The sequence below is a fragment of the Roseixanthobacter finlandensis genome, from assembly GCF_043195105.2.
GTDB lineage: Bacteria > Pseudomonadota > Alphaproteobacteria > Rhizobiales > Xanthobacteraceae > NCEH01.
Genome location: NZ_CM195536.1, coordinates 3,449,407 through 3,471,874, shown reverse-complemented (window position 1 = coordinate 3,471,874; position 22,468 = coordinate 3,449,407). Strand labels below are relative to the sequence as shown.

22 protein-coding genes and 1 tRNA gene are annotated in these 22,468 nt (G+C 66.5%); 13 read left to right on the top strand and 10 right to left on the bottom strand.

Going from position 1 to position 22,468, the window contains the following annotated elements; translation table 11 throughout:
* The first annotated feature begins 10 nt into the window (after positions 1 to 10).
* The 5 genes from V5G24_RS16470 to V5G24_RS16450 all read left to right on the top strand — a co-directional run bounded on the left by V5G24_RS16470 (position 11) and on the right by V5G24_RS16450 (position 4,931).
* Positions 11 to 937 carry a sulfite exporter TauE/SafE family protein gene (locus V5G24_RS16470; protein ID WP_394081054.1) on the top strand — a complete coding sequence of 309 codons (927 nt, stop codon included), beginning with the start codon at positions 11 to 13 and terminating at the stop codon, positions 935 to 937.
* Positions 934 to 1,701 carry a TIGR02186 family protein gene (locus tag V5G24_RS16465; protein ID WP_394081056.1) on the top strand — a complete coding sequence of 256 codons (768 nt, stop codon included), beginning with the start codon at positions 934 to 936 and terminating at the stop codon, positions 1,699 to 1,701. Before V5G24_RS16470 ends, V5G24_RS16465 begins: the two co-directional genes overlap by 4 nt.
* Positions 1,702 to 1,807: 106 nt before the next feature.
* Complete coding sequence (locus tag V5G24_RS16460) at positions 1,808 to 2,593, top strand: enoyl-CoA hydratase-related protein (protein WP_394081058.1); 786 nt, start codon at positions 1,808 to 1,810, stop codon at positions 2,591 to 2,593.
* 92 nt (positions 2,594 to 2,685) lie between these two features.
* Positions 2,686 to 2,760: transfer RNA gene (locus V5G24_RS16455), tRNA-Gln, on the top strand.
* Between the two features lie 359 nt (positions 2,761 to 3,119).
* Positions 3,120 to 4,931 carry an ATP-binding protein gene (locus tag V5G24_RS16450; RefSeq protein WP_394081060.1) on the top strand — a complete coding sequence of 604 codons (1,812 nt, stop codon included), beginning with the start codon at positions 3,120 to 3,122 and terminating at the stop codon, positions 4,929 to 4,931.
* 121 nt (positions 4,932 to 5,052) lie between these two features.
* On the opposite strand, the gene V5G24_RS16445 is transcribed toward V5G24_RS16450, so the two are convergent.
* Complete coding sequence (locus V5G24_RS16445; protein ID WP_394081062.1) at positions 5,053 to 5,208, bottom strand: hypothetical protein; 156 nt, start codon at positions 5,206 to 5,208, stop codon at positions 5,053 to 5,055.
* A 177-nt stretch (positions 5,209 to 5,385) separates the two neighbouring features.
* On the opposite strand from V5G24_RS16445, the gene V5G24_RS16440 reads away from it, so the two are divergent.
* Positions 5,386 to 5,658 (top strand): hypothetical protein, encoded by a 273-nt coding sequence (locus tag V5G24_RS16440; RefSeq protein WP_394081064.1) that lies wholly within the window; start codon positions 5,386 to 5,388, stop codon positions 5,656 to 5,658.
* Here the strand turns inward: V5G24_RS16440 and V5G24_RS16435 are convergent.
* Together V5G24_RS16435 and meaB are read right to left on the bottom strand one after the other, a co-directional pair.
* Entirely contained in the window at positions 5,624 to 6,256 is a 633-nt protein-coding gene (locus V5G24_RS16435; RefSeq protein WP_394081066.1) for a pyroglutamyl-peptidase I, read from the bottom strand. The two genes, V5G24_RS16440 and V5G24_RS16435, sit on opposite strands and share 35 nt — an antisense overlap.
* A gap of 82 nt (positions 6,257 to 6,338) precedes the next feature.
* Positions 6,339 to 7,325 carry a methylmalonyl Co-A mutase-associated GTPase MeaB gene (gene meaB, locus V5G24_RS16430; protein ID WP_509292250.1) on the bottom strand — a complete coding sequence of 329 codons (987 nt, stop codon included), beginning with the start codon at positions 7,323 to 7,325 and terminating at the stop codon, positions 6,339 to 6,341.
* Between the two features lie 161 nt (positions 7,326 to 7,486).
* On the opposite strand from meaB, the gene V5G24_RS16425 reads away from it, so the two are divergent.
* A complete protein-coding gene (locus V5G24_RS16425) occupies positions 7,487 to 7,693 on the top strand; it encodes a CsbD family protein (RefSeq protein ID WP_394066145.1) in 207 nt (68 codons plus the stop codon).
* Between the two features lie 84 nt (positions 7,694 to 7,777).
* Here the strand turns inward: V5G24_RS16425 and folK are convergent, their stop codons facing one another.
* Genes folK through V5G24_RS16410 form a run of 3 tightly spaced genes read right to left on the bottom strand, consistent with a single transcriptional unit; the run spans position 7,778 to position 9,518 of the window.
* Complete coding sequence (gene folK, locus V5G24_RS16420; protein ID WP_394081070.1) at positions 7,778 to 8,263, bottom strand: 2-amino-4-hydroxy-6-hydroxymethyldihydropteridine diphosphokinase; 486 nt, start codon at positions 8,261 to 8,263, stop codon at positions 7,778 to 7,780.
* A complete protein-coding gene (gene folP, locus V5G24_RS16415) occupies positions 8,260 to 9,099 on the bottom strand; it encodes a dihydropteroate synthase (RefSeq protein ID WP_394081072.1) in 840 nt (279 codons plus the stop codon). The genes folK and folP overlap by 4 nt, the downstream gene beginning before the upstream one ends.
* Positions 9,100 to 9,137: 38 nt before the next feature.
* On the bottom strand, positions 9,138 to 9,518 hold the full coding sequence (locus V5G24_RS16410; protein WP_394081074.1) for a DUF2267 domain-containing protein: 381 nt from the start codon (positions 9,516 to 9,518) through the stop codon (positions 9,138 to 9,140).
* Between the two features lie 152 nt (positions 9,519 to 9,670).
* Between V5G24_RS16410 and V5G24_RS16405 the strand changes: the two genes are divergently transcribed.
* The 4 genes from V5G24_RS16405 (at position 9,671) to V5G24_RS16390 (ending at position 14,510) form a co-directional block, all read left to right on the top strand.
* Positions 9,671 to 11,242 carry a helicase HerA-like domain-containing protein gene (locus V5G24_RS16405; RefSeq protein WP_394081076.1) on the top strand — a complete coding sequence of 524 codons (1,572 nt, stop codon included), beginning with the start codon at positions 9,671 to 9,673 and terminating at the stop codon, positions 11,240 to 11,242.
* 147 nt (positions 11,243 to 11,389) lie between these two features.
* Positions 11,390 to 11,827, top strand: coding sequence for an ANTAR domain-containing protein (locus V5G24_RS16400; RefSeq protein WP_394081078.1), 438 nt, complete (start codon positions 11,390 to 11,392; stop codon positions 11,825 to 11,827).
* Between the two features lie 246 nt (positions 11,828 to 12,073).
* Positions 12,074 to 13,456, top strand: coding sequence for a M20/M25/M40 family metallo-hydrolase (locus tag V5G24_RS16395; RefSeq protein ID WP_394081080.1), 1,383 nt, complete (start codon positions 12,074 to 12,076; stop codon positions 13,454 to 13,456).
* 70 nt (positions 13,457 to 13,526) lie between these two features.
* On the top strand, positions 13,527 to 14,510 hold the full coding sequence (locus V5G24_RS16390) for a zinc transporter ZntB (protein WP_394081082.1): 984 nt from the start codon (positions 13,527 to 13,529) through the stop codon (positions 14,508 to 14,510).
* Positions 14,511 to 14,711: 201 nt separating this feature from the next.
* On the opposite strand, the gene V5G24_RS16385 is transcribed toward V5G24_RS16390, so the two are convergent.
* Complete coding sequence (locus V5G24_RS16385; protein WP_394081084.1) at positions 14,712 to 16,292, bottom strand: ArnT family glycosyltransferase; 1,581 nt, start codon at positions 16,290 to 16,292, stop codon at positions 14,712 to 14,714.
* A 394-nt stretch (positions 16,293 to 16,686) separates the two neighbouring features.
* Positions 16,687 to 17,283 (bottom strand): superoxide dismutase, encoded by a 597-nt coding sequence (locus V5G24_RS16380; RefSeq protein WP_394081086.1) that lies wholly within the window; start codon positions 17,281 to 17,283, stop codon positions 16,687 to 16,689.
* A gap of 193 nt (positions 17,284 to 17,476) precedes the next feature.
* Here V5G24_RS16380 and V5G24_RS16375 point away from each other — a divergent pair, with 193 nt between their 5' ends.
* Positions 17,477 to 18,715, top strand: coding sequence for a hypothetical protein (locus V5G24_RS16375; protein ID WP_394081088.1), 1,239 nt, complete (start codon positions 17,477 to 17,479; stop codon positions 18,713 to 18,715).
* A 305-nt stretch (positions 18,716 to 19,020) separates the two neighbouring features.
* Positions 19,021 to 19,764 carry a carbonic anhydrase gene (locus V5G24_RS16370; RefSeq protein ID WP_394081090.1) on the top strand — a complete coding sequence of 248 codons (744 nt, stop codon included), beginning with the start codon at positions 19,021 to 19,023 and terminating at the stop codon, positions 19,762 to 19,764.
* Positions 19,765 to 19,845: 81 nt separating this feature from the next.
* Here the strand turns inward: V5G24_RS16370 and V5G24_RS16365 are convergent, their stop codons facing one another.
* Together V5G24_RS16365 and msrB are read right to left on the bottom strand one after the other, a co-directional pair.
* Positions 19,846 to 21,945 carry a S9 family peptidase gene (locus V5G24_RS16365; RefSeq protein WP_394081092.1) on the bottom strand — a complete coding sequence of 700 codons (2,100 nt, stop codon included), beginning with the start codon at positions 21,943 to 21,945 and terminating at the stop codon, positions 19,846 to 19,848.
* Positions 21,935 to 22,369 (bottom strand): peptide-methionine (R)-S-oxide reductase MsrB, encoded by a 435-nt coding sequence (gene msrB, locus V5G24_RS16360; RefSeq protein WP_394082076.1) that lies wholly within the window; start codon positions 22,367 to 22,369, stop codon positions 21,935 to 21,937. Before msrB ends, V5G24_RS16365 begins: the two co-directional genes overlap by 11 nt.
* Between the last annotated feature and the right edge of the window lie 99 nt (positions 22,370 to 22,468).

Here is a 22,468-nt window from a genome sequence, read left to right as displayed (position 1 = left end):
CGCCACCGCCTTGACGATCTATCTCCCCATCGCCGAACTGCCGGTGGCCATTTTCGCGATCTTCGCGATGGGCCTCGCGGTCGGGTTCATTTCTGGCATGTTCGGGGTCGGCGGCGGCTTCCTCATGACCCCGCTGCTGATCTTCACCGGGGTGCCGGCGGCGGTAGCGGTGGCGAGCGTCTCGGCCCATATGGCCGCCTCGTCCTTTTCCGGTGCCCTGTCCTATCTGCGCAAGGGGCTGATCGACCTCCCGTTGTCCGGGGTGCTGCTGTCCGGCGGCCTGGTGGGCACGGCGGCGGGCGTCGCGACTTTCACGCTGCTGCGTGCCTATGGGCAGGTCGATCTGGTGATCGGCCTGTCTTACATGACCCTGCTCGGCAGCGTCGGCGCCCTGATGCTGGTGGAGAGCGTGCGGGCGATCGTGCGGTCGCGGCGCGGCGAGGGGGTGAGCATCCGCCGTCCCGGCACCCACGGCTGGCTGCTGCGCCTGCCCCTGAAGGTGCGCTTTCGCCGGTCGCGCATTTATGTTTCGGCGATCCCTGTGGTGGTGATCGGCTTCGGCATCGGCTTCCTCGGGGCGCTGCTGGGCGTGGGCGGCGGGTTCCTGCTAGTGCCGGCGCTGATCTATCTGCTGCGCGTGCCGACCCAGACGGCGGTCGGCACCTCGCTGGTGCTGACCCTCGTCACCATGACGACGGCGACCATTCTCCAGGCGGTGGCCAACGGCACCGTGGACGCGGTGCTGGCGCTGATCCTGATGGTGGGCGGGACCATGGGCGCCCAGTTCGGCGCGCGCGCGGGACAATCCCTCAAGGCGGAGCACCTGCGCCTGCTGCTCGGCCTGCTGGTGCTCGCCGTGGGGCTGCGCATGGGCGTGGATCTCGCCCGCCCGCCGGCCGACCCGTTCGCCGTCACCGCGAAGGGGAGGGGGAATTGACCCGTCTCCTGCTCGCCTGCGGCCTGTTCCTGCTGGCCTGCGCGGGCGCGCGGGCGGAACGCCTGATCCTGTCGGTGTCCGAGCCCCATGTGCTCATCCATTCAAATTTCACCGGCGCCGACCTGGTGCTGTTCGGGGTTGTGGAGGGGGTGCCGCAGGCGGATGCTCCGCCGCGCTATGATTTCGCGGTGACCGTGCGCGGGCCGCAGGAAACCTTCGTCACCTGGCGCAAGTCGCGCGTGCTCGGGCTTTATGTGAACACCGACAGCCGCACCTTCGTGGATTGTCCGGCGGTGCTGGCGGTGGCCACCAATCGCCCGGCGGAGGAGATCGCCCCGCCGCAAGTGCTGCGGCGCGAGCAGATCGGGTTGAAACGCAATATTTTCGTCCAGCGGGTCGGGCCGGATTTTGCCGACGTCGTGCCGGACGATCCGTTTCGCCTGGCCTTCCTGCGCATCAAGACCGACGAAGGGCTCTATGGCGAGGCGCCGAACGGGGTGAACCTGCTCTCCGCCACCGCCTTCCGCACCGCCTTCCGCATTCCCGCCCGTGCCCCGGTCGGCACCTATGAAGTGAGCGTGAAGCTGTTTTCCGACGGGCAGTTGCTCCAGACAGCCGCGACCTCGGTGGTGGTCGAGAAGGGCGGTTTCGAGCAGCAACTGGCCCGGTTCGCCGAGGATCACGCCCTGTTCTACGGCCTCGCGGTTGCGATCGGCTCGCTGATGGTGGGCCTCGTCGCAAACCTGTTGTTCAAGCGCGACTGAACGCGCGGGGCGACCGCAAGAAGGTTGGCGCACGCCTTCGAGATGCGCTAGGCAATCCTTGCGTTTCAATGCAGGGCGGCGGCGTTTCGCGCGCATGGGGGGACACATGGCCTCGGGTGATGTTTCTGTTTCCATCGAGGGCGGCATCGCGCGGCTCACCTTGTCCAATCCCGAACGGCGCAATGCCATTTCCAGCGGCATGTGGCGCGCCCTCGCCGCGTTTGCGTCCGATACCGCCAAGCGGATCGACATCCGCGTCGCGATCATCCGCGGCGAGGGAACGCTCGCCTTCTCCGGCGGCGCGGATATTTCCGATTTCGATGCGGCGCGCTCGGATAGTTCGGGTGCGCAAACCTATGACGAACTGGTGGAAGGCGCCTGCGCGGCCATCGAGGCGGTGGCCTTTCCGACCATCGCTTTGGTCCATGGCGCGTGCGTGGGAGCCGGGGCCGCGCTGGCGGCGAGCTGCGATCTGCGGGTGGTCGCGGAAGAAGCCTTCTTCGCCATTCCCGCCGCCCGGCTCGGCCTTGGATATGATCCGCGCGGCGTCGCGCGCTTCGTGCGGGTGTTCGGCAGCCAGGGCGCGCGCCAGCTGTTCTTCGGTGCCGAGCGGCTGAAGGCGACCCGCGCCTATGAGACCGGCGCGGTGGACCAGATCGCCCCGGCCGCCGAGGTGGACGCGCTCGCGGAAAAAGTGGCGCTGCGCATCGGCGAGAATGCACCGCTCACACTGCGCGCCGCGAAAGCCTCGATCCGCGCGGCGGAAGGCGCAGGCCACGGGGTTGCGGCGGAAGCGCGCCGGCTGACCACGCTCGCCAATGCCAGCGCGGATTATCGCGAGGGGCGCCTCGCCTTCGCCGAAAAACGCATGCCCCGTTTCAGCGGCAATTGAGCCGCCCTGGCGTGCCTTTTCGCACTTGGAAAAGGCACGCCAGGGCGTTGCATTCGCCCCGCTTTAGCGGATATGGTCCGCGCCCATCGCGATGGGGCGTCGCCAAGTGGTAAGGCAGGGGATTTTGATTCCCCCATTCCCAGGTTCGAATCCTGGCGCCCCAGCCATCGTCCTGCGGCTCGCGTGAGCAATGTCTCCAGTCCCTGCCTGTCGCATGCAAGAGGGCATGCCGGCGCCGCGCGCCCAGGGAGCCGGCCGTCAGGTGACAAGCAGGTGTGGCGCCCATCTGGCTTGGTTTGTGCATGGCCCAGCTGGATCGCGCGGACCTGGTGGGCGGGGCATGGGCATTATTATATTACGAATATCTCCGTCGCTGGCGCGCCCGCTGCACCAAGATAAGTTCTAAACATATAATAGAAATAATGTGAGTTAAGTATTTTTCAAACGATCTGTAAGTCATCTATTTCCGGGGGCGGGCATGAATGAGTTGGTGACGAAAATTCGCGTTCACAACGAAGATTTTTTCGTGGCGAGTACCATAGAACGCTGCCCGAAGAGCATGATGCTGCGGGAGTTGGTCAAGAATGCACTGGAAGCCGCCACGTCCGCCCCTCTCGGATCGCGGCGGGTTGAGATCAATGCCTGCCTTGTAAACGGCGTGCGCAAGCTGCGCATCTGGAACACGGGCCTTGGGATGAATGCGGAAGAGCTGTTCCGCATGTGCGACATCGCCTCCTCCATCGGCAAGATGCAGGGGCTGGATGGAAATTTCGGCATGGGAGCGAAGGTGGCCTCGCTGCCCTCCAACCATCACGGCGTGCGCTATCGCTCCTGCCGCGACGGCCGCGTCAGCGAAGTGCTGCTCGGCAAGCGCAATGGCGTCTACGGGCGTGTCCTGCGCCGCGATCCGCTCACCGGGGAACCGTCGGCCGTGGTCGACGTGACCGACGCGGTGAAGATCGAGGGGGGAGAAACCGCAAGCGATTGGACCGAGGTGGTGCTTCTCGGCAATCGCGAGAGCCAGGACACCGTTGCCGATCCCTATGACGGAAACCCGAAGGTGCCCAAATGGTGGCTTCAACTCGGCTTGCAACTGCGTTTCTTCCAGATCCATGGCGATGTGGACGTTCTGATCGGGCCGGATCTGCATGACCTTCCCGGTGTGCGTTCATTCATTCCGATGGCCCGGATCGTTGGCGAGAGCTTTGCCCGCTGGGATACGGTGCAGGTCGCGGACGGTGTGAAAGTGCATTTCGGCCATGATCCGATCCATCCCGAGCGTTCTGATGTGAACGCCTCCTTCAAGGACAGTTTCAGCCGCGGCATCAGTTTGGCGGGATTGCTCTATGCCGACGAAATCTACGAAGTGCGCATGTGGGGAGGCTGGACCAGCGAGGCGCCCAACTATGGCATCAGCTCCCATGCCCGGCACGTATCGCTTCTCGTCGAGCTGGCCGACGATTATCCGGTTCAGCCCGAGGGATATCGGCAATTCCTGCGCTACAAGAACGGCGCGCAGGATCAGGTGCGGATGATGGATTTCGCCGCCATGGTGCGGGCCAATCATCCCGATTGGCTGCGCGAGATGATGCGCAGCGCCTCGCCCGATCAGGCGCTCATCGGCAGCGTCAGGCAGCAACTGGAGAAGCTGATCGCGGCGCTCGGCCTCAAGCGGCTGCGGCCTCAGTTCCGCAGTCCGCCTCAGGCCCCCAAGCCACCGGCACCGGTCAGCGAAAAGGTGCAGGCTCCGGCCCCCGTTCAGCCGCCGGTTCAGCCAAAGGCGGAAAGCGACACCAAGCCCACGGCTTCGAAACCGCCTGAAGACAAGGCCAAGGAGCCACCCGCGCCGAAAGAATCGCTCGAGAAGGTCGAGGATTTCGAGGAAATGCCGGAATTGTTGCTGCTGCGGAGCCCGCAAGAGGTGGCGGATCGCAATCTTCGGTATCGGGCGGCGCGGTTTTATCCCGAATCCCACCAGCTCTATGTGAACCTGCTGTATCCCAGTGTGCAGCAGCTCGTCGAGCAACTGGTCGTCTTGGCTCCGCTCAAGGCGTCTCCCGTGCTTGTCGGGGCTGCCGCGCGGGCTGCCGCCGAGAACGCCCTGGTCCTGCGGCTCGGGCGCGCGGTGGTCTATGGCTTGGCCAAGCGCAATGCTGCCGAGGGGTGGAGCGAAGCCGAGAAGAAGCAGGTGCTCTCCAGCGAGGTATTGACCCTCATTGCCGACGACCTGCCTCTCGCCTTTGCGGCGGCCAAGGACTTCTTCGATCAACGCATCACGCAGATCGCGCGGGAAGCTGCCGAAAGCCGACCGGCGTTCGAGGAGATGGGTGCGGCCTGAAGATCAGGGGATCCGCTGCGCTTCACCATGAAGGGAGCGCAGCGGCGCGGTGCCGCGTGCCGGAGCGAGGTAGGGCGGGTGAAGAGCGTGGCCCTCGCTCCAGCCCCTCGCCCCGACGCCCTCACCGTGCCGGTGGATCGACCTTGATGCCGCCGGGGCCGATGGTGATTTCCGTGGAATTCTGTTTACGCTCATATTCCTGGTAGGCGTAGTAGCTGCCGGCGCCGACAACGAACACGAGAATGAGGATCACGGCATACAGGGCACTGCGGGGCATGCTTCTAGCTCCTTGAGATGTCTCAAGGTCAACGCCAAAGCCACGCCTGAGTTCCCTGCGGCGCGGCTCAAGGCCTATGCTGCGGCGTCTTTGCCGCAGGCGCGCGCTCCGTTGCTGTTTCGCCACACCGCGGCCAAAAGCTTGGACTAGGATCCGAACCCTACTAGGATTGGATCCATGACCCGCTTCTTCTCGACCTTCCGCAGCGTTGGAATTCTCCTGGCCGTCGCCCTCGGCGCGGTGTTGCTGTTCACCTTGCTCGGAAGCCTTCTGATCGCGGTCGGCTTGTTCGTCACCGCCTTGGTGGTGATCGGTGGCATTCGCTATCTGCTCACCGGCAAGGGGGTAGTGGAAGTCCGCAGGCAGACCTATCGGGCCGGCGAGTTCCGCGCGGGCGACTTCGAGATGATCGACGTCACCCCGCCCAAGCCGCCCCGCCGCGACGGCTGAGGCGGCTCGCTAGCACCGCGAGGCCTTGCCCGAGTCCGTTCACGAGCCGGTCCTCCCACCCGCGACCGCGCGTCCCGGGCCCTCCGGGCAGATGCACGAACACCACCGGCACGTCGCGCCCCGCCGTGAGCGCGAGCACGCGGTAATAGAGTCCATTGCAGAGATAGCGGCCGGCATCGCGGGAGAGCGCCACCGGCAGGCCCGCCGTGCGCATGGCGGCGAGCAGGCGGGGCAGATCCGCGCTGCTGCGGATTTCCGCAGGCCCTTCGCTGAGCTTACGCGTCGTCATCGCCGCGCCGCTCGCGTCGGGAAAGGAGCCGGCGGCGTTCACGGCCCGGCTTTCCACGCACACCACGCGCCGCCGGGATGCGACGCCAAGCAACAGGATGGCGTCGGGCTTGAGCGCGCGAATGCGGGCCTCGGCCCGATCCAGAGCCGCCCAGCGCGTGGGCAGGATCTCCACATGCCGCTCCATGTCCGCGAAGATGGGACGGGCGAGCTGGCCGAGCCGGCGCGCAACTTGCGCGGAGGGGTTTTTCGGCACGCCGGGAAACGGCCCGAAGCCGCAGATCAGAATCCGCCGCTGTGCCCGGTCCATGCGCGAGAGCCTTTTCAGCAAATGTGGATTCCGGTTTTGCGATAAGAAAAACGCGTCAAAACAAAAGCCTGGCGCACGTGCGCTAAAGCCCAAGCAGCGCCGCGATCTCGTTCGCGGCCAAGGTGGGGGAAAGGGTGCCCTCGGCGACGCCCTTTTCCAGCGCAGGCACGCGCGCCTTGATGGCGGGATCGCTGGCGACACGTTCCGCCACCTTCTCCTGCAGCAGGGTCCACATCCAGCGCACTTGCTGGGCGCGGCGCGTTGCGGCGAAGGCACCGGCGGCCTCGCAGCGCGTACGGTGGTTCATCACCTCCGCCCACAGCCGCTCGATGCCCTCGCCGGTGAGGCCGGAATAGGTAAGGACCGGCGGCGACCAATGGGCGGCGCGTGCGCCCAGCAGATGCAGCGCCGCGCGATATTCCCCGGCCGCCGCGCGCGCGCGGATCAGATTGTCGCCATCCGCTTTGTTCACGGCGACGATGTCCGCCAGTTCCAGCACGCCCTTCTTGATGCCTTGCAGTTCGTCTCCCGCGCCCGGCAGCATCAGCACCAGGAAGGTGTCGGTGAGATCCGCCACCGCGGTTTCCGACTGGCCGACGCCCACCGTTTCCACCAGCACCACATCGAAACCGGCGGCCTCGCACAAAAGCATGGTTTCGCGCGTCTTGGCGGCGATGCCGCCGAGCGTGCCACTGGAGGGCGAGGGGCGTACGAAGGCGTTGGGATCGACCGAAAGGCGGGCCATGCGCGTCTTGTCGCCGAGGATGGACCCGCCGGTGCGCGTGGAGGAGGGGTCCACCGCCAGCACCGCCACCTTGTGGCCCTGCTGCGTGAGATAGGTGCCGAGCGCATCGATGGTGGTGGATTTGCCCACCCCGGGCACGCCGGTAATGCCCACGCGATAGGCGTTGCCGGTGCGCGGCAGCAGGCCTTGCAGAAGAATTTCAGCGCGGCGGCGATGATCCGGGCGACGCGATTCGATCAGAGTGATGGCCCGCGCCAGGGCGGCGCGCTCACCGCGAACGACGCCTTCCGCGAGCATGGCGTCGTCGTCCCTCACCTGCGTCATGACGTTCCCTTCGACGGCCCCGGTCATTGTGATTCCCGCGTTTGCGCGATGCTGCGGCGCCGAGCATGCCGGCTTCGCGACCCGCGCTCAATGGGCGAAGCTGGAACATCACGGGCCGGGTCGCGTTGTAGGGGCATCTTCCCCCACACAGGAGTTCCCCCATGAACTGGGACCGCATCGAAGGCAATTGGAAGCAATTCACCGGCAATGTGAAGAGCCAATGGGGCAAGCTGACCGACGACGATCTCGCCGAGATCAAGGGCAATCGCGAGATCTTGGAAGGCAAGCTCCAGGAGCGCTACGGCCTCGCCAAGGATGAAGTGAAGCGCCAGGTGGATGCGTGGGCCGACAACAGCCGCATGAATTGAGGCGCGCGGACCGGTTGGTCCATCGCCGCATGGTTTGGAAAGGGCGCCGTGCCGCAGGGCCGCGGCGCCTTTTTATTGCGCGCCTCAGGCGAGCTTGACGATCGCGCTCGCGTCGAGCCGCGCCAGCGCGTCGGCGGCCCGCACGCCTGCGATCCGCAGCTCCGGCGCGATTTCCACCAGCGGCACCAAGGCGAAGGCGCGCTCCATCAGGCGCGGATGGGGCAGTTGGAGATCGCTGTCCTCGATCCGCGCATCGCCGAACGCCAGGATATCGATATCGATGGTGCGTGGGCCGAAGCGCACTTCCCGCGCGCGGTCGCGCCCCAGCATGCGCTCGACCAGCAGCGCGAGATAAAGCAGGCCGCGCGCGTCGAGCGGACAGTCCACCGCCACGACCTGGTTGAGATAAGGCGGCTGGGGCACCGGCCCCCAAGGCGGGGTGCGATAGAGCGCCGAGCGCGCGACGATGGTCAGCCCCGCCCGCGCCAACGTCGCCACCGCGAGGGCCAGCGTCTCGCGCGGCATTCCCACATTGGCGCCAAGGCAGAGATAGGCACGGGTGAGGTTCATGTCGCGTCGCGGATCGCTTCCGCCACGCGGGCCGCCTGGACATGGGCGGCCACGTCATGCACGCGGATGATCTCGACCCCCGCCATGATGCCGATGACGTTGGAGGCGATGGTTCCCGGCACGCGCTCCGCCGGTAGGCTGTCGATGACCTTGCCGATGAGCGATTTGCGCGAGGTGCCGAGCAGCAGCGGATAGCCCAGCACGCGCAATTCCGGCAGGCGGGCGATGGCGGCCAGATTCTGCGGGAAGGTCTTGCCGAAGCCGATGCCGGGATCGAGCACGATGCGATCCTTGCGCACGCCGGCGCGGATCGCGCGCTCCAGCGCGCCATCGAAGAAGGCCAGCAATTCGTCGATGATATCGAGGCTGGCATCCACCTCGGCGCGATTGTGCATGAGCACGGCGGCAGCCTCGCTGTCCGCCACCACCTGTGCCATCTCGCCGTCGCGGGTGAAGCCCCACACGTCATTGACGATCACCGCCCCGGCGGCGATGGCGCGGCGGGCGACCTCGGCCTTGGAGGTGTCGATGGAAATCGGCACGCCGGTTTCCGCCTGCAAAGCCTCCAGCACCGGCGCGACGCGCGCCCATTCCTCGTCCGCCGCCACCGGCACATGCCCCGGCCGGGTGGATTCCCCGCCGATGTCGAGAATGTCCGCCCCTTCGCTGGTGAGGCGCCGGGCGGTGGCGAGCGCGTCTTCCACCGCGAGGCTGCGACCGCCGTCGGAAAAGGAATCCGGCGTCACGTTCAATATGCCCATGACCAGGGTGCGCGGGCCGAGCGGCAAGGCGCGGCCGCGCGCCTGGAGCATGCGGGGAGCAGCGGGAGAGGTCATCTTTGCATCAACTCCGATGCCGACGCGGGTCCGCCGGCTCACGCCACCTGTCGCAAACCCGGGACGGCGGCGACGATGCGGTCCACTAGGTCCGACCCCGCCTTTTCGCGCGCGAATGCCACCACTTCGCGGGTGGCATCCTGCACCTGCGGCATGGTCATGCCGGCTTCCATCATCTGGTCGGCGATCCGCATCAACCGCGCCATGCCGCCGAAATGGCCGGTGGCGGCGGGAAATGCGGCTTCGTCGGGCGGCATCTGCAATTCGCCCTTCAGGTCCGGGATGGCGGCGATGAGCTCGGCGATGGCGGCCGGCGGCGCCTCCCGCGAGAGAAACGACAGCACCATTTCAATGGCGGCGCGCGCGGTCTGCTCGCTCACCCCGACCTTGTCCATGAGTCGAGCGGTCAACTCATCCATGGGCAACTCCTTCTCGCGGTTTCGTCGGGCCGGCGCGGCGGGATATTGACTGCGCCGCACCAGGGGCGCAAGCGCGCAAAAGCGCTCGACGCCACTTGCCCGCACGGTGTTGCCCGCGCGACAAAGCGGACAGCGAAGTTTGGGAGGACGGCATGGCGAGCCCCGATTCGGACGGCAAGATCTTTCTCGGCGCGAGCGTGGCGGGAAAGAGCGTGCATCCCCAGTATCTCACCTTGCGGCTGGCCAATCGCCACGGCCTCGTCACCGGCGCCACGGGCACCGGCAAGACGGTGACGCTCCAGGCGATGGCGGAAGGCTTCTCCCGCGCCGGGGTGCCGGTGTTCGCGGCCGATATCAAGGGCGACCTCTCCGGCGTCGCGGCCAAGGGTGAGGGCAAGGATTTCCTGCTCCAGCGCGCGAAGGAGGTGGGGATCGCCTATGAGGCCGACACTTTCCCGGTGATCTTCTGGGACATGTTCGGCGAACAGGGCCACCCCATCCGCGCCACGGTGTCCGAGATGGGGCCGCTGCTGCTGGCCCGCCTGATGGGCCTGAACGAGACCCAGGAAGGCGTGCTCAACATCGCCTTCCGCGTCGCCGACGAGCAAGGCCTGTTGCTGCTGGATCTGAAAGACCTCCGGGCCATGCTGGTGTGGGTCTCGGAGAATGCCAAAAGCCTGTCCGCGCAATATGGCAATGTCTCCGCCGCCAGCGTCGGTGCGATCCAGCGCCAATTGCTGATGCTCGAGAACCAGGGCGGTGACCAATTCTTCGGCGAGCCGGCGCTCGATATCAAGGATCTGATGCGGCTGGACCGCTCGGGCTATGGAACCATATCCATTCTCGCCGCCGACAAGCTGATGAGCGCGCCGCGGCTGTATTCCTGCTTCCTGCTGTGGCTGCTGTCCGAACTGTTCGAGCAATTGCCGGAAGTCGGCGACGTGGAAAAGCCCAAGCTCGTGTTTTTCTTCGACGAGGCGCACCTTCTGTTCAACGAGGCACCGAAGGCGCTGCTGGAGAAGGTGGAACAGGTTGTGCGGCTGATCCGCTCGAAGGGGGTCGGGGTCTATTTCGTCACGCAAAATCCGCTCGACGTTCCCGAAAGCGTCCTCGCTCAATTGGGCAACCGGGTGCAGCACGCGCTGCGCGCCTTCACTCCGCGCGACCAGAAGGCGGTGAAGGCGGCGGCCGAGACCTTCCGTCCCAATCCCAAGCTCGACACCGCGCAAGTGATCATGGAACTGGGCAAGGGCGAGGCTCTGGTCTCGACGCTCGAAGGCAACGGCACGCCCACCATGGTGGAGCGCACGCTGATCCGCCCGCCCTCCGGCCGGATCGGCCCGGTAAGCGTGGCGGAACGCCAGGACATCGTGCGGCAGAGCCCGGTGGGCCATCTCTATGACACGCCTTTGGATCGGGAATCGGCGTTCGAGATTCTTCAGCAGCGGGCCGCCGAGAAAAGCGCGCCGGAAAGGGGCGGCCCCGGTAAAAATTTGCCCGAGCGCGCCGGCCCGACCGGGCCATCGACGGGGCCATGGGGCCGCGCGACCGTGCCGCCGACCGGTACGGCACCGACACGCCCGTCGTCCCGCGCCCCAGCCTCAAGCCGGATGTCCACGACGGAAGTTGTGGTGCGACAAGTGGCGCGTTCCGTTGCGTCGCAGGTTGGAACCCAGCTCGGCAAAGCGATTTTGCGTGGCATTCTCGGCAGCATCAGCCGCTGACCGGACCGGGCCACAGTTGCGTCCACGGTGCGATGTGGTATTAATATAGTCGTGTCGAACGTGATTGCGGGGTTGCGTTCGGCCGGAGCTGCTTAACCAGCGCCCCGGCCGTGCAGTGGCCGGTGCGCTTCCAAATGGGAGCGCCCCATGAAGGTGTTGCCAACTGCCCGCATTCTCGTTGTCGATCCGGATTCGGCGCGTCGTGAAATCACGTGTGTCGGTCTGAAGGCGCTGGGCGTCGGGGCCGTGACTGAAGTCGCCTCCATAGCCGAAGCGCTGAACGCTCCGCGCGCTTTTGATGTGATCGTCGTTCAGGCGGCCTCGATGGACTTGGTGCCTGATCATCCCTTCCGCGAAGGCCCGGATGCGGTGCCCGGCATTCTCGTGACCGAGGGGGCGCCCACCGTTCTGGCGCGTCTTGCAAGTCGCGCCGGCTATGACGCCGCGGTGGCCATGCCCTTGCTGCCGCGCCTGCTCTATCGACGCATCGGTTCCGTGCTCCAGCGGGCGCGCCGCGCCCAGAGGCCGGCCTTATCCAGCCATGACGACGCCACGGTGCGCAGTCCGCTGCTTGCCGCAAGCTGAAGTCGCCGCGCGGTTCCGCGGCCTCGCCCCCTCTCGCGGACGCGCATCGCCGCCTGCCATTTCAACGGCTTGGCTCTGCCGGGACAAGAGTATCCGCACGCGCGTGACCTGCGGTCGCGCGGTCGCGACGCCGCATTCCATTGGCCGTTCCATTGCCCGACCCATCTTGCCTCAAAGCCCGGCGCGGCCCAGCATCGAGCCCGATTCCCTCGGCCGTCCGGCCCTGGGGCGGAGGAGGAGAGGCAGATGGCGCTGGACCGGATTCTCGATCGGATCGACGGTGAGCTCGACGCGAGCCTGGCCCGGCTTAGCGATTTCCTGCGCATCGAGAGCATTTCCACCGACCCGGCGTTCGCGGACGAATGCCGCCGGGCTGCGAAATTCGCCGCCGATTCCCTGGTTGAACTCGGCTTTTCGGCGCAGGTTCACGAAACCACCGGCCATCCCGTCGTTGTGGGTCGTACGGACACCGGCGCCGCCCGCCGGGTGCTGTTTTACGGCCATTACGATGTGCAGCCGGTCGACCCGCTGGAGCTGTGGGACAGCCCGCCGTTCGAGCCGCAAATTCGCACCAGCCCGGACGGACGGCAGCAGATCGTCGCGCGCGGGGCCAGCGACGACAAGGGCCAGGTCTTCACCTTCCTCGAAGCCTTGCGCGCCCATCGCGACGTCACCGGCGCTCTGCCGGTGGATGTGACCGTGATGCTGGAGGGGGAGGAGGAGTGCGGCTCGCCCAGCATGCCGGCGTTCCTGAAAGCCCATGGCGCGGAACTTGGCGCCGATGTGGCCCTGGTCTGCGACACCGGCATGTGGGATCGCGACACCCCCGCCATCACCACCTCGCTGCGCGGCATGCTGCATGCCGAGATCACCGTGACCGGGGCGAGCCGCGACCTGCATTCCGGCCTGTTCGGCGGCGCGGCGCGCAACCCGCTGCATGTACTCGCTCGCCTGATCGCAGACGTGCACGACGCCAAGGGCCGGGTGACCATTCCCGGCTTCTATGACGACGTGCGCGAGCCCGCGCCCGCCGTGCGCGCGCAATGGGAGGGGCTCGGCCTCACCGCCGAGGCGTTTCTCGGGCCGGTGGGCCTCTCCATTTCCACCGGCGAGGCGGACCGGCTGCTGATCGAGCAGATCCAGTCGCGGCCCACGTTTGAGGTGAACGGCCTGTTCGGCGGCTATATGGGGCAGGGCACCAAGACCATCATTCCCGCCAAGGCCACCGCCAAGGTCACCTTCCGCCTGGTGGCGGACCAGGATCCGAAGGCGATCCGCGCCGCCTTCGAGGCGTTCGTGAAGGCGCGCATTCCCGCCGACTGCAAGCTCGACCTCATGCTCGGCGAGGGCAGCCCGGCGGTGATGGTGCCGCCGGACAGCGCCGATCTCGCCAAGGCGGCGGCGGCGCTGAAAGCGGAATGGGGCGTTGCCCCCGTGACCATCGGCAGCGGCGGCTCCATTCCCATCGTCGGCCAGTTCAAGGCCGCGCTCGGCATGGACACGCTGCTCATCGGCTTTGCGCTGGACGATGATCGCATTCATTCGCCGAATGAGAAATACGACGTGCGCTGCTTTCGGCAGGGCACCCGCAGTTGGGCCCGAATTCTCAGCGCATTGGCGGCCGAATAAGACCGCGCCCGCCTTCCCCCCTTGCGCCATTTCTGGCAGGTAACGGGCGAAGCCGAGGCGGGGTGAAGCCATGACGGATGCGGAAGCCGAGGGCCTGGTCGATGCGTGGGCGTTCGATGGCAAGGGGCACGCCAGCAAGCTCAGCTGGGAGGATGTGGCGGCCGGCACATTTCCGGAGGGTGGCTTTGTATGGCTGAATTTCCGTCACGTTCAGCGGCGTCCGCAGGAATGGCTGCGCACCCGGGCGGGGCTTGACACCTCGATCCTCGATGCAATGCTGGATGATGAATCGCGCCCGCGCTGCTCCATGTTCGCGGATGGCGCCATGCTGGTGCTGCGGGGCATCAACCTGCATCGCAATGCCCTGCCGGAAGACCCGCTCTCGGTCTATTTCTGGGTCGATGCCAAGCGGGTGATCTCGTTCCATCACGAGCCGATTTCCGCGCTTGCTGATTATGCCGATTCCTTGAGCCGGCGGCATTGCGCCCACACCCAGGGCGAGATGGTGGCGGAAGTCGCCATGCGTCTCGTGGACCGGCTCGACGCCGTGGTGGCGAGCCTCATGGACGAGGCGGACGAGTTGGAAGACCTCGTGCCCGCCACCGGCGCCGGGGAGATGCTGCCCAAGCTCGCGGTGCTGCGGCGCGTCTCCATCAAGCTGCGCCGGCACATCGCGCCGCAGCGCGAGGCGCTCAATCATTTCTCGCTGGAGGATGATCCCTGGATCGGCCCGAAAGACCGCAACCGCTTGCGGGATGCCGGCGACCGGGTGGCGCGCTTCACCGAAGAGCTGGATTCCATCCGCGAGCGCGCATCCTTGATCCGCGACCAATTGGTGGACCGGCGGGCGGAGCAGATGAACCAATCCATGCTGGTGCTGGCGGTGGTGACCGTGGTGTTCGCGCCGCTGACGCTGATTTCCGGCCTGTTCGGCATGAATGTGGGGGGCATTCCCGGCACGCAGGATCCGGATTCCTTCTGGGTGATCTCGGTGATCCTGGTGATGTTCGCCGCCGGCCTCGTGGTGCTGTTCCGCCGCCTCAAATGGATCTGAGGCCGTCCCGGCGCGTTTGACGGCGCGGCGCGCCGCGCGACTTGCCTCGAAAGCGAGTCCGGCAGGCCTCGGCGCCGAAATAGAAAACCACCGGGCGGAGGACCGGCCCGGTGGTTTTTCGTTTCTCGCGTTTCGCTCGTTCCGGGCGCTCCGTTCTCGCCGCGCGCTCAGTTCCGCCGCGCGCTCAGTCCCGCGGCGGGCTCACTTGCCGCCGGCAAACACGCTCGGGAAGGTGCGGCCGCGCACGTCATAGACGCGGGCATAGATTACGCCCTCGCGCTCCACCTGCACCAGCACCGGCGCCTGAACCTGGGCGCAATAGAATTCGCCCAGCATCAGCGCGAAATCCGCGCCCTGGGTATTATAAGTGGTCTCGAAGCGTGGGCCGAGCTCCACCGCCGCCGCATGGTGCGGCCCGCAGACCGCCACCTTGAACTTGCGCCCCTGGGGCAGCGAGCGGCGGTGCTCGTCCACATATTCATCCAGCTGCGCGGAGGCCTGCTTGAAGGCGAGGCCCCAGTAATCCAGCATGAACTGACTGTCGGCGCCGCGCACACCGCCCACCAGATGATTGTAATAGGTATATTGATAAGGGTGGATCTCGGCGAATTCCACCGCCGGGAAAGCCAGCCCGATCATGAAGAGGCCGGCCACCGCCGCGCGTGCCGGCCGGCTGAACTTGACCGCCCATTGCCAGATCCAATTGCCGGCAAGTCCGCCGAGCAGCGCCAGGGCGGGGGTGACGAACACGAAATGGCGGATGCCATTGTACATCACAGGCCGGGTCACCACGGTCAGCAGGATCGGGAACGCGGCCGCCAAGAACATCAGCAGCAGGCCGGCGCGGCGCGTGCTGCTGGCCTTGCCGAAGAAAGCGGCCACGAGGGCGCCAGCGGCGCCGGACAGCGAGAGGGCGAGGAACAGTTCGGGCATCTGCACCGCGAACAGGGTCGGCACATAGGTGCGCGGCATGTCAGGCACGAGCACGGGCCTGCCCTCATACAGCTCGCGCCAGGGCACTTCCCAGAAATTGGAATAATAAGCCAGCGCCCGCAGGGGGTTGAGCGGTTCGACCACGGCCCAGGGCCAGATCAGGCCGAGCACCAGATAGGCGAGCGGCAGGCCGAGCGCGATCAGGCCGACGAAGCCGGCGGAGCGTTTCAGCATCGCCCTGAAGCCCATTTGGCGCCATTCGATCGCCAGCAGCAGGAGGAAGGCGAGCCCGGCATAGGCGACCGCGATCAGGCCCAGCACGCGGGTCCCAACCGCAAGACCGAGGCAGAGCCCAAACAATGTGACGGTGCGGCAGGTTGGCTTGGGATATTCGTCCAGCGCCCGCACGATGACATAGAGCAGGCCAGCCACCGCCACGGCGAAGGGCGCATCCTTCGCATTCATGAACATATGGCCGTAATAGAGCGGGCAGATCAGCAGCAGGCACAGCGCGACGAGGCCGCAGACCGGGCCGCCGAGCCGGCGCCCGGTGCGCCACACGATGGCAAAGCCGATCACACCGACAATCGCGCCCAGAAGGCGGCGGATGCTGAAAATATCGACCGCCGGCAGCCATTTGTGAATGGCCGCCGCGATCAGGTCGAAGCCGCCGCCATAATAATAGAGGTTGACGAAGGAGAACACCTTATCCTGCGTCAAGCGGGAATCGAAATATTTGTACAGCAGGTCGCCGTATTGGGAGTGGGTGAAGTCGTCCCATCCCAGTCCGTAATCCCCGAAGGTAAAGACGGCGAGCAGGAACACGGCCGCAATGAGGGCCAATGCCACGCGATCTACGCTGGACGCGGGCAGACGAAAGAGACTTGCGACTCGCATGGAAGGAAGCATCCAACTCTTACGCTGTGCACCAGCTCCGAAAACATGACCGTCGCAGGGCAGCTTGGCCTGCGCCAACAATCACGTAACCGTGAGCGAAAGACTATTTCTGGCGAGCGTGAGCGATGCAAGAAGTTTATGCATTGCGATGCAGCAATTATCACTGCTCGTCAAGATTGTGCTGCGTAAATCAGCTTGAAGGCAAAAGCTTGCGCGGATCTTGTGCATTCGCGGCAGAAGTTAGCCGGATATAAGAAAGGCCGGAGCAAACATTGCTCCGGCCTCGTATGGCGGTATTATTTTGCGTCCTGGCGGCGTCGGTCCGAAACGCCGGACCCTGCGATGCTCAGGCGGCCTTGCTGTACAGCTCGGCCACATAGTCCCAATTGACCATGTGATCGAGGAAGGCCTTCAGATAGTCGGGGCGGCGATTGCGGTAGTCGATATAATAGGAATGCTCCCACACATCGACGCCGAGCAGGGGCGTACCGCCGTGAACCAGCGGGTTTTCGCCGTTCGGGGTCTTGGTGATGACGAACTTGCCGTCCACCAGCGCGAGCCAGGCCCAGCCGGAGCCGAACTGGCCGATGCCGGCGGCGGTAAAGTCTTCCCGGAATTTCTCCACGGAACCAATGTCCGCGATGATCTTCTTTTCAATCTCGCCGGGAATGGCGCCGCCGCCATTGGGCTTGAGCCACTGCCAGAAATGCAGATGGTTGTAATGCTGGGCGGCGTTGTTGAAGAGGCCGGCATTCTTGCCGAACGACCCCTTCACGACCTCCTCGAGGGATTTTCCTTCGAATTCTGTTCCCTTTAGGAGATTATTACCGTTATTGACATACGCAAGATGATGCTTGTCGTGATGATATTCGAGCGTCTCGCGGGACATGTAGGGTGCGAGGGCGTCGTAAGAATAAGGCAGTTCGGGAAGCGTGAAAGACATCTGGCGTCTCCGCGTTCGGTCCGGGAGGAGTTCTACGACCCCCCCGCCGGTGACCGGGCAGGGGCGGGCGCCTGAACTGGGACCTAGATAGGCCGGGCTGGGGCGAGGGACAACAGCACATCGGGCTGAATTGTTTCTTTCTCTTTCTAATGTATGAGACCGGGGCACGCCGGTCGTGCGTGGAGTTGAGAGAATGTGGCGAATCCTGGTGGCTCTCGGTGGGCTCCTCGTGGCGGTCGGCCTTCTGGCCCTGGCGCTCGGGGCGGCGATCTTCGTTTCCAATTTCGGCAATGCGCTGATCGCCACCGGGGCGGTGAGCGTCAGCGGCGGCATCGTCGTGATCTGCATTGCCCTGGTTCTGAAGGAGGTGGCGCGCCTTAACGCGCGCTTCGACGTCCTGGAGGGCCACGCTCCCGGCGGCACCGCGCCCCTGGCGCTCGCCGACGAGCATGCCGAGCGCGAGGCCCACGAGGCCGATTACACGCCGCTCGAGGACTATGAGCCGCCGGCGCAACTGCCGCCCGCGCGGGCGCGCCTGCCGTTCGGCGATGGCGTTCCCGCGGCTGACCAGCGGCGCGGCCGCGTGCTGGATCGCACGCAGGAACGCGCCGAGGAGCCGGTGCCGGATCGCGTGGCGCTTGACCGGGCCGGCATGGAACGGGCGCTCGACCGCTCGCTGGAACGGGCGGTGGAGCAGATGCCGGAGCGCGCCGAGCGCCCCGCCTTCGAACGCCCCGCGCCGGCGGCGCGCAATCCCCTGGACCGCCCGGCGCAAGATCGTGTGCCTCAGGAGCGCCTGCCTCAGGAACGTGCAGCCGAGCGCAACCCGCTCGATCGCAACCCTCTGGATCGCAACCCCTTCGAGCGTATCCCCGCCGATCGCATGCCGCTGGGTGGAACGCCGGATCCCCTCCTGCCCGAACGCGCGGCCCCGCCGGAGCGGATGCCGCAGCCGCGTGCGCCGCAAGATCGTTCGCCTCAGGAGCGGGCGCCTGCCGAGCGCGGCCCGGCGCCACGTTCGCCGCAGGATCGCTTCCCGCCGGAACGCGCACCACAGGAGCGCGCCCCGCAGGAACGCGCGCCCCAGGAGCGCGCCCCCCAGGAGCGTGCGCCGCGTCCGCGCATCGGGTCGGACCTGCTGCCCGAGCGCGTGATGCCCGAGCGGGCGCCGGAGCGTCCGGCGGATCTGCCGCCCGCCGAGCCGGCCGCCGCGCCGCCCCTGCCGGTGCCGAACCGCCCCTACGGCGCCCCGCCGCCGCGCCGCACCGAAATGGCGGAACCGACCGTTCTCAAATCTGGCATCGTCGGCGGCATGGCCTATACGCTCTATTCCGACGGCTCGATCCAGGCGGAGCTGCCCGACGGCGTGCTGCGCTTCTCCTCGCTCCAGGAATTGCGCGACCACGTTTCCAAGACGCCGCCCGCGAACTGACCGGGCGGACCCGGCACGGATCGACATCGCGGACCCGAACAGGATCCCGGATCGCCCAGCGCTCCGGGATTTTTATGCCCTCGCCGCCGTCTTCCCGCCCTTCCGCCGCCCCTTCCGCCTGCCCCGCAACGCTGCCGGAACCCTCGTCGACCGGATCGCGCTGCGGTGCCCAAGGGGAAGCGCCGTCGTATACCTGAAGGCGGGAAGGCTTATGCTGTCCCCATCGGGGGGCACCGCACACGTGCACAGCGCGCGGCGCCCCCCGAGGCGGGGTCCTTTCGCCCCGCGTTCCAGGGAGAAACGCCATGTGCCAGAATTGTATCGACGCTCGTCTGAATCCTTCTCGCCGCCATCTGCTGAGCGGTGGGCTCGCGCTGGCGGGGCTTGCCGCGACCGCGCCGCTGTTCGGCACGGCCTTCGCGCAAGCCGCCGCCCCCGATCCGACCGCCCCCGCGCCCAATTCCATTTCGCCCGATGAGGCGCTCGGGCGGATCATGAAGGGGAATGCCCGCTATGCCGCCAACACCCGCATCAACAAGGATTATTCCGCCGGTCGCGTGGAACGCGCGCGGGCGCAATATCCCATTGCCGCGATTTTGAGCTGCGCGGATTCGCGCGTCGCACCGGAACTCACCTTCGACCAGGGGCCGGGCCGGCTGTTCGTGGTCCGCGTCGCCGGCAATTTCGTCAATGACGATGGCCTGGCGAGCCTGGAATATGGCGTGAAGGTTTTGGGCGTGCCGCTGATCATGGTGCTCGGCCATTCCGGCTGCGGTGCGGTTTCCGCCACCATCAAGGTGATCCAGGAGGGCGTGACGCTGCCCGGGCACCTGCCGGAACTGGTCGGCGCCATGAAGCCCGGTATCGAGGCGGCGATCGCCCGTAAGCCGAAGGATCTGCTGGCCGAGGCTACGGCCGAGAACGTGCGCTACAACACCCGCCGGCTCGCCGAGGCGAAGCCGATCATTGGCGAGATGGTGGGCGCGGGCAAAGTGAAGGTGGTCGGCGCCGTCTATGACATCTCCACCGGCCGGGTGAATTTGCTCTGAGGGCCGGTGCACGGGGCGGGCGCGGCCTTTCGGGTCGCGCCGCCCCGGACCGGGGTGTGCGGTTCAGCTTAAGCACGCGCTTTAAGCGCGCGCCCGGTCCGTCAGCGACAAGGCGAAGACATAGGTGAGCGCCACTTCGTCCAGCCGATCGAACCGGCCGGCGGCGCCGCCGTGTCCGGCCTCCATATTGGTGCGCAGCAGCAGCGGCGCGCCGGAGGTGGCGAGGGCGCGCAGCCGCGCCACCCATTTTGCCGGCTCCCAATAGGTCACGCGCGGATCGGTGACGCCGGCCAGGGCGAAGATGGCGGGATAATCCTGCGCCGACACATTATCGACCGGCGAATAGGCGCGGATACGCTCGAACGCCGTCATGGAGGCGATGGGATTGCCCCATTCGGGCCATTCCGGCGGGGTCAGCGGCAAGCTGTCGTCCAGCATGGTGGCCAGCACATCCACGAACGGCACTTCCGCGACGATGCCCTTGAACAGGTCCGGCCGCATATTGGCGATGGCGCCCATCAGCATGCCGCCCGCCGAGCCACCCTGCGCGACGATGCGCTCGGGCCGGGTGAAGCCGGAAGCGACCAGATGTTCGGCGGTGGCGATGAAATCGGTGAAGGTGTTGGTCTTCTTGTCGAGCTTGCCGTCGGCATACCAATGCCACCCCTTGTCCGTGCCGCCGCGCACATGGGCGATGGCATAGACGAAGCCGCGATCCACCAGCGACAGGCGATTGGTGGCAAAGCCGGCGGGAATGGTGATGCCATAGGCCCCATAGCCATACAGAAGGCAGGGGGCGGAGCCGTCGAGCGGGGTGTCGGTCCGGTAGAGCAGGGAGATGGGAATGCTCTCCCCATCCGGGGCCGGGGCGAAGATGCGGCGGGTGACATAGGCTAAGGGATCATGCCCGCTCGGCACCTCCTGGCGCTTCAGCAACGCGCGGCCGCGCGCGTGCATGTCATAGGACCACACCTCCGCGGGCGTGGTCATGGAGGCATAGGTGAAGCGCAATTCGGTGGTATCGAACAGGTAGCCGCCGTTGAGGCCGAGGGCATAGGCCTCCTCGTCGAAGGCGACGGCATGCTCCTCGCTGGAGAAGACCGCGCGGACAACGATGCGCGGCAGGCCGTTTTCCCGCTCCAGGCGCACGATGAAGCCGCGATAGGCCACATGGCTCAGGATCATCCGGCCCGGCCGGTGCGGCACCAGATCCACCCAGCACGCGCGGCCGGTGCCGTGGCTCGGGGCGGTGACCAGCTTGAAATCCTCCGCCCCGTCGGCATTGGTGAGGATGACCAGGCTGTCATTGCCGTCGAGATCGGGATGGTGCTCCACGTCATAGCGCACGCCGGTTTCGCGCGGCGCCACGCAATGGGGCTCAGGTTCCGGTAAGGCGAGGTCCAGCAGATGGACTTCCGAGGTCTCGTGATCCCCGCAGGCGATCAGGCCGAAGGCGTGCGACTGGGTCTTCCCCAGCGACACGAAGAAGCCCTTGTCCTTCTCCTCATAGACCAGCGCGTCGCCGGCGGGGTCGGTGCCGATGCGGTGGCGATGGACAAAGGCCGGCCGATGCTCGGCATCGCGTTTGATATAATAGAGATATTCGCCATCGTTGGACCATAGGATGTCGCCGGTGGCGCCCTCCAGGCGATCCGGCAGGTCCGCGCCGGTCGCAAGGTCGCGCACCCGGATGGTGAACAGTTCCGAGCCCTGCTCGTCCGCCGCCCAGGCGAGGCGGCGGTGGTCGCGGGTGTGGCTGTCGAGATAGAGGCGGAAATTCGGCTTGCCCTGCGCCTCCTTGTCGCCATCCAGCATCAGCTGTTCCGGGCCCTCGGGCAGCGGAACGCGGCACAGCAGGCGATGCTGCCCGCCCGCGCGGTGGCGCGAATAATAAGCGAACGCGCCATCCGGGGCGGGCACGGAGGAATCATCCTCCTTGATGCGCGCGCGCATCTCCGCCACCAGCTGGGTCTTCAGCGCCTCATGGGGGGCGAAGAAGGCGGCGGAATGGGCATTCTCCGCCTCCAGATAGGCGCGGATATCCGGCGCCAGAACCGACGGATCGCGCATGACGTGGCGCCAATTGTCGGCGCGCAGCCAGGCGTAATCGTCGGTGAGGGTGAGGCCGTGGACGACCCGCTCGGTGGGGCGGCGGTCCGCCCGCGGGGGATCAACCTGCATCTGACGTATCGGAAGCGGGCGTCTCGTCCAGCTTGAGCGCGAGCGCGGTCCCGTTCATGCAGAACCGCAGGCCGGTGGGCTTGGGGCCATCGGGGAAGACATGGCCGAGATGGCTGTCGCAGCGCGCGCAGCGGCTTTCCACGCGCACCATGCCGTGGGCGCGGTCCTCGTGATTGCTGACGGCGGCGGGGTCCACCGGGGCATAGAAGCTCGGCCAGCCGGTGCCAGAATCGAACTTGGTCTGCGAACTGAACAGCGGCGTGCCGCAGGCGGCGCACAGATAGGTGCCGGCGCGCTTCTCGTCCCAATAGGGGCCGGTGAAGGCGTGTTCGGTGCCCTGCTGGCGCAGCACGCGGTATTGGGCGGGGGACAGCTCCGCGCGCCATTCGGCCTCGCTCTTCACCACCTTGTCACCGGCCGGGATCGCGCTGGATGTCGGGGCTTTGGCTTCTGTGCTCACGGCAGTCTCCCAGTATTTCGCTCCCTCGAAGTAGGCATTCCCCCGCCGCCTCGCAAGTCACCG